The organism is Sphingobacterium sp. HMA12 (assembly GCF_002933815.1).
Classification (GTDB): domain Bacteria; phylum Bacteroidota; class Bacteroidia; order Sphingobacteriales; family Sphingobacteriaceae; genus Sphingobacterium.
This window is the reverse complement of sequence record NZ_BEYR01000001.1, coordinates 690,985-703,106: the sequence shown is the minus strand read 5'-3', so window position 1 is coordinate 703,106 and position 12,122 is coordinate 690,985. Positions and strand designations below refer to the sequence as shown.

General features: G+C 35.5%; 11 protein-coding genes and 1 pseudogene. 2 read left to right on the top strand and 10 right to left on the bottom strand.

Annotation, left to right across the window (positions count from 1 at the left end):
- Nucleotides 1-237: 237 nt before the first annotated feature.
- The 6 genes from HMAT_RS02960 to HMAT_RS02935 form a co-directional block, all read right to left on the bottom strand.
- On the bottom strand, nucleotides 238-2,076 hold the full coding sequence (locus tag HMAT_RS02960; protein ID WP_104381312.1) for an O-antigen ligase family protein: 1,839 nt from the start codon (nucleotides 2,074-2,076) through the stop codon (nucleotides 238-240).
- 37 nt (nucleotides 2,077-2,113) lie between these two features.
- Nucleotides 2,114-2,803, bottom strand: a complete 690-nt coding sequence (gene lepB, locus HMAT_RS02955; protein ID WP_104381311.1) for a signal peptidase I — start codon at nucleotides 2,801-2,803, stop codon at nucleotides 2,114-2,116.
- 3 nt (nucleotides 2,804-2,806) lie between these two features.
- Nucleotides 2,807-3,220 (bottom strand): DUF1573 domain-containing protein, encoded by a 414-nt coding sequence (locus HMAT_RS02950; protein ID WP_104381310.1) that lies wholly within the window; start codon nucleotides 3,218-3,220, stop codon nucleotides 2,807-2,809.
- A 10-nt stretch (nucleotides 3,221-3,230) separates the two neighbouring features.
- Complete coding sequence (locus HMAT_RS02945; protein WP_104381309.1) at nucleotides 3,231-4,400, bottom strand: hypothetical protein; 1,170 nt, start codon at nucleotides 4,398-4,400, stop codon at nucleotides 3,231-3,233.
- Between the two features lie 61 nt (nucleotides 4,401-4,461).
- The gene (locus HMAT_RS02940) at nucleotides 4,462-4,713 is read right to left on the bottom strand and encodes a hypothetical protein (RefSeq protein ID WP_104381308.1); all 252 of its coding nucleotides are present in this window, start codon (nucleotides 4,711-4,713) and stop codon (nucleotides 4,462-4,464) included.
- A gap of 274 nt (nucleotides 4,714-4,987) precedes the next feature.
- Nucleotides 4,988-5,683, bottom strand: coding sequence for a LytTR family DNA-binding domain-containing protein (locus HMAT_RS02935; RefSeq protein WP_104381307.1), 696 nt, complete (start codon nucleotides 5,681-5,683; stop codon nucleotides 4,988-4,990).
- 712 nt (nucleotides 5,684-6,395) lie between these two features.
- On the opposite strand from HMAT_RS02935, the pseudogene HMAT_RS27660 reads away from it, so the two are divergent.
- Nucleotides 6,396-6,620: pseudogene (locus HMAT_RS27660) on the top strand (macro domain-containing protein); the annotation flags it as partial.
- 125 nt (nucleotides 6,621-6,745) lie between these two features.
- Here the strand turns inward: HMAT_RS27660 and HMAT_RS02925 are convergent.
- Nucleotides 6,746-9,139, bottom strand: a complete 2,394-nt coding sequence (locus tag HMAT_RS02925) for a TonB-dependent receptor (protein ID WP_104381305.1) — start codon at nucleotides 9,137-9,139, stop codon at nucleotides 6,746-6,748.
- A 109-nt stretch (nucleotides 9,140-9,248) separates the two neighbouring features.
- Between HMAT_RS02925 and HMAT_RS02920 the strand changes: the two genes are divergently transcribed.
- Entirely contained in the window at nucleotides 9,249-10,343 is a 1,095-nt protein-coding gene (locus tag HMAT_RS02920; protein WP_104381304.1) for a hypothetical protein, read from the top strand.
- Between the two features lie 281 nt (nucleotides 10,344-10,624).
- Here HMAT_RS02920 and HMAT_RS02915 read toward each other — a convergent pair whose 3' ends face one another.
- Genes HMAT_RS02915 through HMAT_RS02905 form a run of 3 tightly spaced genes read right to left on the bottom strand, consistent with a single transcriptional unit; the run spans nucleotide 10,625 to nucleotide 12,029 of the window.
- Nucleotides 10,625-11,200: a dihydrofolate reductase family protein gene (locus tag HMAT_RS02915; protein WP_104381303.1), complete on the bottom strand. Its 576-nt coding sequence runs from the start codon at nucleotides 11,198-11,200 to the stop codon at nucleotides 10,625-10,627.
- Between the two features lie 17 nt (nucleotides 11,201-11,217).
- Nucleotides 11,218-11,706: an SRPBCC domain-containing protein gene (locus HMAT_RS02910; RefSeq protein WP_104381302.1), complete on the bottom strand. Its 489-nt coding sequence runs from the start codon at nucleotides 11,704-11,706 to the stop codon at nucleotides 11,218-11,220.
- Entirely contained in the window at nucleotides 11,703-12,029 is a 327-nt protein-coding gene (locus HMAT_RS02905; RefSeq protein WP_104381301.1) for a helix-turn-helix transcriptional regulator, read from the bottom strand. The genes HMAT_RS02910 and HMAT_RS02905 overlap by 4 nt, the downstream gene beginning before the upstream one ends.
- Nucleotides 12,030-12,122: the final 93 nt, after the last annotated feature.

Here is a 12,122-nt window from a genome sequence, read left to right as displayed (position 1 = left end):
ATATTAGGTTCTTGTTTTAAATATTGATTTCTGCGGATAAGAAACATGTTTTCCCTATGTTTCAGATACCTGACTCCGAAAATTGAAATGAGTACACTTATCGCAACTGCGATCCAAATTAACTGTTGAAAGTTCATAATCTAAATTTTTAATCTTACTTTTCTTGTTAGACGCAAGAAATAAATATCGGTTACCCTATTTTTTAAAAAATTATTAAAATTTGAAAAATCCGACGCTTTAATTCCGGGGTGTTCTTAAATACCGATTAACTTCTTTCAAAATCTCTTCTGTGAGGCTTGTTCTAATTTTAATTTTTGAATGCATAATTTCTGTTGCAATTTTTCGGCTTTCGTCCTCTAAATTATTGTCGTAATACAACTTAAAACGTAGGTATTTTGGATAAAGATGGGAAGGGTTGATAAGCATTGCCTTCTTATAGAAAAAGTCACTCTTGTCAATATTTCCCTCTTCTTTATAAAGATTTCCTAAATTTATATGAACCATAGGGTTATAATCGAACGAAAGAGCAGCTATAAAAATATGCTTAGCCTTAGTTAGCTTTTTATTTAATAATAGACATTTGCCATAATTCAGAAGGTAATCTGGGTTACCAGATTGAGAATCCGCTAGCTTCTCAAATATAATTTCTGCTTTTATCGGATCATTGTTGACTAGTAAAGTTTCAGCTTCTAACAAGCTGATTTGATCCTTTCGCATATGGAATGCCTTTGAGCATAAAAAGACGCTAACTCCGACGAGCAGGAAAACAATGGATAATGAAAAAAAGCGATTTAGTTTAATTTCTTTATAATCACTGTTGGCTATGACAATCGCCAATAAAAATGTAAATAGAAAAAGGGTCGGTAAAGAATAGAAGGGATAGGAAAATAGTCCTGTTATTAAAATGGAAATTATCGAATAAAAATAGCCCAAGGTTTCGCTACCCCTATAACTTTTTATATATCTCAGAATAACAATTGATAGTATAATAATAAAAATAAGGAAGCCTATTATTCCTTGCTCCAAAATCATTTCCAAATATTCATTATATGATATTTTGACATATCCCGCAATATCTCTCACACGTAGATCACTCAAATATTTTTCATTTAAAAATTGTGGATATTTTTCAAAATATGTTACCTGCCACTTGGTATAATTGAGCTTAAACGAACCATAACCTGTTCCGAAAAACGGGTTTTGAGAAATTATATTGGATGATATCTTCCATATTAATAGTCGGCCATCAGAAGAAGCAACTTTATATTTAATCAAATAAAAAAATACGGCTATGACCAAAGTGAAACTTACTGGTAATACTATTAGGTAGGTTCGTCTTCCAATATCCCTCAGCTTATCTGCAAATTGATAACGATGAAAAATCATTATTGATGATATCACTAATACAGTTATAAGAGATGCTCTATTCTTGGTGAGAAACAAAACCCCAGTGGTGAAAAGAATGTTAACAATCGATAGTGTTTTTAAGGAACTATCATTCGTATAAAATAAAGCTGCTAACGAGACGGGAAAAATAGCACAAAGAAACAATGCTAAAGGCGCTGGATTTTTAAAAGTTCCTGTAACCTTAAAATTATCGTCAAAAACAGGAAAATATCCCAGATATTGTAGCAGCACTATGATCAGTTGAAATAAAGACAACAAGATAAGCGCACGATTTAAAATCCCTTGGTATTTTATTTTTCTACAAGAGGGTATTATAAGCCTCACAAGAAAATAAAATAAAACGGCGAGCGAAAATGTGTAGAATTTATCATTATGTATTATATCAAAGTATACTACTCCGATTGTTAAGTATAATGCCCATGTTGCCACTATCATGTCTACTACATTCACTTTAGGCAGGTGGAACTTTTGAAGTCCCTTAAATGTGAGTTGGATTGCAATTGTAATTATACACACTACTATTGAAAGTGTTGCATTAATCACTTTTTCCGAATTAAGATAAAAATCGCCTTGGCTTGAAAAAGAGAGTACTAACGAATAAAGTACCAATGTAGGGGCAATAATATATATAAGATTCAATAAAGCTGAATTTGAATATTGTTTCAACATAATGACAGAATAGATATTGATTGATTATAGATACATTTTAGATAATTTTAATCACTTTACCTATCAGGTTTATTTCTGGAACGAGCCCCCAGAATCTAGAATCCTCGGAAGAATAAAAATTGTCACCAAGAAAAAAATAGTAATTATTTTTAAACGTATAATGATTAACATACTCGCCATTTAAAACGTACTTTCCACTACTGCGGATAATTGAATTTCCTTCATACTTCATTATGGAACTATACAACGCAAGGTTTTTCGGATTTAATAAAATTTTCCCACCTTTCTTTGGTACCCAAAGCGGACCAAATTGGGTAGCCGACCAACGGATAGTAGAATCATGCGGAAATATATTCTTATTGAATTGACCTTGTAAGTTCCTGACTTTGTGACTAAGGTCTTTTCTTGAAATCTTAACCGTGTCTCCAGGTATTCCATAGCAACGCTTTACGAAAACATCTAATTCAGCGCCCTTCGAAATGAGCGTGTCTTCAGTAACAGGCCTTTTTATAACCAAGATTCTATTTTTCAATAAAGAATTATTGCTGATCGTATCTGTATCGCGGCTAAATTCCTTTACCAAAATGTAATCACCTGGTTTTATAGTAGGTAGCATAGATTCAGTTGGCACTATGTAATAATCAATTCTCGCATATACTATGCTTATTATGATAAAAGCAAAAACCACACATAGCCCCAAAAAAATGAAGTACCTTTTTTTATTCATGAGCTAATTCACTATTGCAGTATTTTTTAATGAATAGAATTTCTTTTTAGTATTTGTCACCAAAACAGTATACTGCTCTATATTACCGTGTTTGTGAAACGTATTTATGTTTAGCTGTACCAATGCCGTATCATTGGGTGCAATTTTAAACTTTGAAACATAGAAACTCGTACAGCTACAATCGGGTTGTATATCTGTGATTTTTAAAGTATCACTACCTGTATTTTTGATTTGATATAATGCCGTTACTAATGTGTCTTGTGGTATTATTCCAAAATCAACTTTCTCTTTATCAAATTGAATCTCAGCGTTAGATTGTGTATTAATATTTTGAATAGCATCTGCTTCTGGCTTTTGACTATTCTGTACGCAAGAAAATAAAAAAAATGTAGCTACAACTAGAACTAAAAATTTCATTTTATGTGGCTTAATTAGTTAATTTGAATTTATAAATCTTAATGGTATTTTTTGACTGGTCAATGAAGGCGTTGGAATAAACTTCGTTATCAATTATTCCTGACATTCGAAACCCTCTGGGAACATCTATATCTGCTATAAGCGCATTGTCTTTATAGATCTGAAGTCCGTCACTAGCTTCGCCAATCCCTTTGCTATATCCTCTAAATAAAAGATCTTTATTTTCAAAAAATTCTAGGAAAGTATAATGGCCATTTAACTTTGACTGTTCATGATAGTTAGAATTAAATAGTTCCATATCTGAAGTATTCTTAAATTCTGTCTTCATATTTCTCCCTTGAAACCCAAAAGATTTTTTAACGTTCATGTTATCGTCAATCTCATAAATAAGGCTATCCGCACCAAAAGAAACTTTATAATTATTCTTTTGATCAATATCGAATATTGGGAATCCAAATACCATGAAATCAAAATTTTTAGAAAAGAATGGGGGGAATCCGCCATATATATCCTTAATATATCCGTTTTTTAAGGACATACTAGCAAAAATCCGGGCTTCTGCCGCGTAAGTTTTCATTGTTGGATTATATGCTTGGTGTTGAGATACAATCGGAAAGATCAGATCATCACCGTGTGCTCTTACTTTTCCTCCGTACACTAGTGAGTACATTTCGGGTAATGATGGATCTGGTTTGTCTAAAAGCTCTTCGTATGTATGCGTTGGACGCCAATTGACTGCATAATCATTTATCCTTTCAAATTTTTCGTTAAATATATAACAGTCATATCCCGTACCCATAAAAAATGAGCCTCCGTTGGGAAGGAATGAAAAGAAGGTCACGTTTTTCACTGGAAGCTCGTTCTTACCACTTCCTTGTCCAATATATGAATGAACAATGCTTCCATCTTTCTGAAATTCATGGAGGAAACAGAATCTGGAATCTAAAAAATATAAAGAATTATCCTTAATATATATTTCTCCGACATATGATGTATTGATCGAGTCCAATTGAATAGAATCAATAGCAACGTCATTAAATTTTATTAATTTTTCACTCTTGTTTTTTGCAGTTGAATAGTCCGACTTCTTTTCTGACTTACAAGAGTAAAAACAAATAGAAGCAGCAAGCACTGAAAATTTAACAACGGGTTTCATAGAATATTTTAGCATCTTTTTCATTTCATAATAAAATAAGAGGTAATAATTAAATCACCTCTTACCTTCGAATTAGTTCAAAATCTTAACCTTCACAATTAGAATTGTAAGAAGAACAACTTGACGATCCTGCAGGAGCACATTGACTTCCTCCATTATTTGCTGCACAGTTATTATTACCACCCCAAAAAGCACAGTAACAGCTAACGTCAAATGCTGCGCGTGCAACTTTCGGACTCAAAGAACTTTTAAGTGTATTACTTTGTGCAAATCCAACACACATCGTAACTGCAGCAAGGCTTCCTAAAACCGCTTTCATAATTTTTCTTTTGTTCATAATAAAATGATTTTAAATTGAATTAATAAACATTAACTACTCTAATATAACGTTATGTTTTTTCACTAGCCCAACAATAACAATAATTTTCGATGAAATAGATATTTTTTAGGTTCAAATAGTATTTTTATATTTTTTCAAGACAAAAAGAATAAAAAACGATTTAGCCAAACAAGAGTTTACCTCCAAGAACATATAAAACAGAAGTGGTTTATATTTTTTCGAAATAACAGTAATAAATCACTTCATACAATAGTACCACTTCAGTAGACTCTTATAAGCCCATTATACTGTATAAATTAGCCCTATATTTAAGACCGATATCTAATTTGAAATTATTTTTTAAGCGCACTTGAATAGCTTCAACGCTCTTTATTTGGTTTACATTGACAATATGAGATTTATGGATCCTTATAAATCTATTCTCGTTTAGCCGTTTTTCAAGATCCTTAAGCGTTGTAGAAACTGTATGGTTTTCATCTTTTGTAATAATCTGAGCATAGTCTCCCATTGCTTTGATATAGAGTATATGATCAGAATTGATAAAGATTGATTTGTGCCCATCTTTAAATTTGAGAATTTGATCTAATTGTTTCTCCTGTTTAGAAATGATCAAATTTCGGACCTTGCTTATAGCTTTTTCGAACCGCTCAAGCGTTAGTGATGGTTTGAGAATATAATCTACTACATCGAGTTCATATCCATCAACTGCGAATTCACGATAATTGGTAACAAATATCACAAAAGGAGGGCTGGATAATGACCTCAAAAATTCCAGGATTTCACTTCCTGGTGCTTGAATATTTGAGATCATTAAATTTACATTCCCTGATTCTAAAACTTCCTTTGCACTTATTAAATTCCCATAACTTCCTGATAGCATTAACCACTCAACCCTTTCAACCATACTTTCCAATCTCTTTAGCGCGAGAAATTCATCCTCTATAATTATCACATTAATTTTATACATTTCGAAAATATTTATAATACATACTCATGCGCCAAACAAAAACTGCAAAATAGATTTCCCTGTGTCCGTTAACAAAAAGTCAAAATGATCGCCATAATTTAACTGAAAGCCACCCTACACCTTTAATTATAGCCCTGAGATATATACTTTTGGACTGTTGTTGATTTTTGTTCAAAATAAACTTTATACAATATCAAATGATTTATTTGATATATATCCAAATATTAAAGGAATATTGATGCGACAATTCAACTCTTTAAGAAGCTAAATAAACACAGCTTATAATTGATTAAATAACATTAATTTATTTATAAATTTTCTTTCACGTTTCTTTATTATATAATAACAGTATAAATAAAATAAAAAATATTTCACACTAATAAGCATTAAATTATTTTGAGACGATTTGTATGAATATTGAGAAAAATAGTGATATACTGAAGCTAAAATCTCGAATATATTTCTTTAAACTGTCAAAATAGTACTACCACTAAATTTAAAGATTGTATTTTGGGCTTGCGCTATTAAAAGGCTCTTAATTTCATCTGTGTAATCGGCGGTCATGTTTCCTATGATTCCAAAATAAGAAACATGAATAAATTTTTTGAAATCATGAACCAGTTTAATACCGCTCGCTATAACTACACTTCCACCATCTTTTGGCCCAGGATCTGGATCTGTTAATGGATTAACATAGAACCTCCTAGCAAATTGTTACTTCAACTCCCTGCGACTGGCGGTGGATAATAGCTGCACAACAATTGCTTTTCCGAATATCAGCACAGGAATATACAGGTTCCCTAAGGAATTGGCTGCCCAAATAACGATGAACGCGATAAATCAGTTTCTTGAATCAAATACAACAATCAAACGAATTACAATAGTTTGTTTTGATGATGAAAATTTCCAGCTATTACAACAATTACTTAGTCGGTAATCTTGTTGTAGCTATCGTTCTCACATTAGCTCTCCATTCATTTCGGCAACGAAATAATGATGGAATTGCTTTCCTTCTTACACCATTTTATGTATAGAATACAACTATCCGCAACAATTCAACGTTTAATTATTTAGCGATAGCTTCAATCCGATGGAAAGATTTCGTCCCGGAAGGGGTGCAAGATATTTGAGTATGGAATTTTGCGGGCGTGCTTCTACATTCAATAGATTATTTCCTGAAATATAATAGACAAATTCATATCGTTTTATATTCACCTTGTAACCCAATTGTCCTGATAGCAAGGAATAAGCGGGCATAGCCGGTTCAACATTGATATTTTTGCCTAAATAACGTTGTCTCAGATAGCGGTCGAAATTGGCGTTCCCAGAAAACCTCTTATATTGCAGTGCAATAGATATCCCATATCTACTGGTCGGTAGGTTGGGCATATAGTCTCCTTCGGCCCATTTGCGCATGCTATCATCCGATGTATTTATATTTTTGACCAGATCGGCGAAAGCATTTAACTCTACATGACGATCTGCTGCCCATACATACGTATAGCCCCCCTCTACCTCCCAGCCCTGAATCTCGGTGTCTGATCCACGCCATTCCTTGACCAAAAAGCCGCCAGAACGGGAAATGCCGGTATGGGCCAAATAGAGATAATTTTTAAAAAAACTGCGGTAATGAGTCGCGGACAATTTTAATCCGCCATGTTTTATCCCCCCAGATAACTCATAGGAATCTGAGCTTTCCTTGTCAAGTCGATCATCTCCATTTTCTTCCACTAAGATCGCAAAATGGTCATTTCCAGCATAAAGTTCATTGACCCCCGGAGCACGTTCTGCATGTGAAAATTTAGCTTGTAAATAGGCAATGTCAAAAATTGAATAGCTGATATCGCCCGAAAAATGATTTAAGCTAAAATCCCGGGCCGAAAGATTACCTCCGGCCAGTCCCCTGCTTCGCCGGTATGCAGGATCGCTCAATGTGCGTCGGGCAACCCAGTCATGTCGGTAACCTAAATGAAGCGCAAGTGGATGAAGATCTATTGTCTGCAAGGTAAAGATACCGCCCTCCCGACTTAAATTATTGGGAATATAACGCCGATCGCCCTCGCCCTCCAAAGCTACAAATGAAAAATCAAATCCGCTCACCCCAGACCAAAAACGAGCGAATTGTTGGGTTATCTCCGATCGAACCGCATGCCGCTCGCTATCAAGCTTATTGACACGATAGCTGCCTAAAATCTCCCGATCATCAGATAGTTCACCTCTATAGCTAAATTTAATCTCCGGGATCAACTGTGTTTTGGGTTTAAAAGCAGATTCTAATTGCCAGGCATACGAATATGTGCGGGTATTGATCGCTTCATATATCGGGGTCCAAACCGTGGTATGACTATGCACAGGCTTGTTACGCTGTGCAAAACCGGGGATACCATAATAACTCTCAAGAGCATAAAGGCCCAGTCCTACCCGAAAGTTGTCCCTGATATAACTGGCTCCTGCGTTGACAGATCGTCTCTCGGCATGGCTATTGGGCATAACTCCTCGCTTGACGGGGACATAGTCCGTGATTCCATGTACTACTTCAGTATACAGGGGCGTATTGGGATCCTGTCCAGCGACATATTTTTCATTTTGAGGATTCAGTACCTTTACCCCATTGATAAAGGAATAATTGTCAAAAGTATATAAATCAGCCTCGGATAGGCCCCACTTTGGATCTGCCATATTATCGAGTACAAACTGGCTCAGATAGGGATAGAGCGTTAGATTCCTAATCGTTTCACGGTCGACATTTACCTGCGCCATCGCGGCAGTTAAATGATCTATCTTTGGATCATAAGCAATCGGTGCTTTTGGATTACCGGGGATCTTGAGGTCTCCGTGTGTGAGTCTCATTGCGCCAATATGCCCTACCCAGTACTTGCCCATGTTTGTATTGAAGGCCAGCGACTGCCTATTTCCACTATTGGTTCCCAATTCTGCACTGGCCTGGCCTGAAATCCCTCTTTGTAAACGGGTAATCGGAATGCTGTTGTCGCTGAGATTGACAGCTCCACCAATCGCCTTTCCACCAAATAATACGCTTGCTGCTCCCTTGTACACTTCTATTTCTCGTAGATTATCCATATCAAAATTTGGGTTGAGATTTGGGCTTATTCCCGATAAATCATTGACCGAAAGACCATTGGACAGCATACTTACCCTGCTACCACTTAAACTGCGTATCATTGGAATCCCCGAATTGGGGCCAAAAGAAGCATTTTGTATCCCAGAAATATGGCTCAACGTTTCGCCGGTGGTTTGCGCCTGTATACGATCAAGCTGTTTACGATCCAACCTTGTCTTTTGCCCATAGCCTGGCACAAGGCCTATTGCTACTGCTGTGGGCAACTCGATAATGCGCAATGTGTCGACAGTTGATTTGGTCTGCGCATGTGTAGAGCTTGCTGTCAATAACATCAGCAGAGATACTAAAAATAATTTATTCTGATACTGTAACATCGTGTAATGTATTCCTGTTTGAGCTGCAAAAATAGAAAAGAAAATAGTAATTGCAATATTGTTGCATTAATAATTTACAATCATTACCTTCGTCAAAATTTTACACGTTATGAAATACATCAACAAGCAAATCCTTATTGCGGGAGCACTGATCCTAGTGCTCGGCGCTGCATCATCCTGTAAAAAAGAGACAGCTCCTACGCCTACTGAAATCTCGCTTTCGTTACCTTCACAGGTCAGCCTCCGCTACGGCGAAACACAGGAAATTAATCTACCGAAAGACCTTTCTACAAATACAGGACTTGTATTCAGCTTTGACTTTTCTCAAACGGCTGAAATCAATTTGGGAAATGGGAGTAAACTCAGTGATAAATTGAACCAGGCTATTAAATTTGACAGCAAAAAACAAAGTATCCAGATTAACAGTGCATTTCTCTATCCAAATGGAGCTCAATCCAGCAGCACACGGATTCCCGATGAATATAAAGTCTCTGTAATAGCCAAAGAATCTCATGGTACTGTGGTAGCAAAGGAAAGTTTTTCGATAAAGGTAACAGCTGGATCTATTGCTATTAAAGGTTTAAAAGACGGCAACGAGTTACCTTATTCTTATGTACTGTATAATGACCAATCTACTGATTTTGAAATAGATCCACTTGGTCTGCCGATTGCTGGTACCAGCTTTCATTTGAAAAAAGAAGATGGACAGGAAAATATTGCTTCAGTATCGGGTACGCATATCAAGTTATCAAAAGATGCTGGCGATCCGGAAAAGAAAGCTGAAACGTCGTTCGAGCTGACTCCCGAACTGAGGAAAGATGGCTTTCCTGTCGCTTCCACCACTTTTAGGGTCATTCTGATCCCACAGATTAAATTTTTGTTTGGACAATATTATCCTGATCTAAACCTTACGATCGACTTTAGCCTGATACATATCGGTCTTTCAAATGGTTATGCCTCTGCGGCTCCAACATTATATCCGGAAAAATATAAATCTACATTTGAACTGGTTTCAATACAAAAAGATGGAAGTGCATTTGCTGATAGCGAAAAGCTGTTTAGTGTAAATACCCAAACAGGTGCAGTTTCCGTGAAAAAAAGCGACAGCTTAAAAGCTGGTAGCTATAAGATGACAATAAAGGCGCTGACAACCACTGGCCTACAATTTACGACTAACCTCACCTTAGCAATGTCTGAAGGGTAGTAATTCAAGCCCGAATTCTCTACTTTTAATTGCTCCAGTTTTTTGGGGAGAGGTCATCCTTTTTAATCATTTTATAAGATTTAACATTATCTTTCTTGTAATCAAATTAATGGTCTTGCAATAAGCATCAATATCCATAGAAATTTCCAGTGATCATAACTTATAGTTTGAAAAATTAAAAATCCATTCTCCTTTATATGTTTATACAGAGAATGGATTATCAAATAAAATTTATTAGCAATGCTTAAAACTTCACTAAATCAATGAAATTTTAAGATTGTTTAGACAGATTTTTCAACCATATAATTCAATTCAGTAACCCCACAATTAAATTGTCGGGAATTTAGTAGTTCTAATTTTATTTTCTCTTCGATATCGGAAAACAATCGAATTCCCTTGCCGAGAACAATCGGATTCACAAAAAGCCAATAGCCATCGATTAAGTTCAGTTTCATAAGTGACTGTGTCGTTGTAGGACTACCAAATATCAAAATGTCTTCCCCTCGCTGCTGTTTGATTTCATTAATTCTTTCAACGAGGTTGTCACTGATAATTTCAGTGTTCTCGGACGGCTCATTGGCAATTGTTGTTGACAGAACAACCTTATGAACTTTTGCGTACCAATTCGCATGGTTAACTTCAAGTTTTGTTGCTGTTGGCTGATCACTTATAGTTGGCCAATATTCTTCCATCATTCGATAAGTTACTCGTCCATAAAGAGCAGTGTCACTTTTGCTTATGCGTTTGCTTACATGACTAAAAATTTCTTCGCCGACCATAGCCCAGTTAAGCTCACCATTTACTCCTGCTACAAATCCGTCAAGCGAAATGTGCATAAAGGAAATTATCTTTCTCATAGGATTACATTTAGTATTTATTGAATAGGGTTAGTTAGGTATCGACTAAGCTTATTAAACATCTCGATCCAACCTTGATAAGCGCCTGTTTTCTTGGATTCAGCCTCTGATACAGTTTCGTGAATGGTAACTTCGGTTTGATCACCAATGGATTTAAATTTAACTGTAGTTAGGATCTTCTCTGGCCACCCTTGTTGCCCATTCTTTCCCGATTGATCTAATAGATCTCCGTTTTCATTAGATAGTTGTATTGTAAAAACGAGCTTTTCTAATGGAACGATTTGTAAATAAGTACCAATAATCCAGGCAGTGCCATGTATAGGACTTTGAATGCAATAATGAAACTGACCGCCTTCATGAACTTCAATGAATCTAAAGTTGATCGTACATCCGTCTGGCGCATACCAATGTTTAAGCTTTTCAGGATTGGTCCATGCATCAAAAACCACTTCAATTTCATCATCAAATAAATGGGTAATTATCAATTCTTTGTCTTGTGATTTCATATCTTCTGTTTTTTGGTTTCTTCTAAAAATCTATCTAATTTTACAAGGCGTTGATTCCAAAGTTTACGCGACTCATTGACCCATTCAACCACCTTATCTAATTGTTCCAATCGCGCTTCACAAATTTGCTCCCTACCTTTTTGAGTAAGTGTAATCATTTCACATTGCTGTAACACCCTGAGGTGCTTGGCAATCCCCTGTCTACTAATTCCAGAATCCTCTACGATTTGGCCAATGTTTAATGCTCCACCTGAAAGTTTTTGAATAATCATTCTTCTGGTAGGATCAGCAATTGCTTGAAAAATGTCTCTACGTTCTATCATAATACAACCATTTGGTTGTCAAAAATAATAAAACCATTTGGTTGCACAATTTTATTTAATGTTTTTTATGAATAATTATAACCCATCTGACAA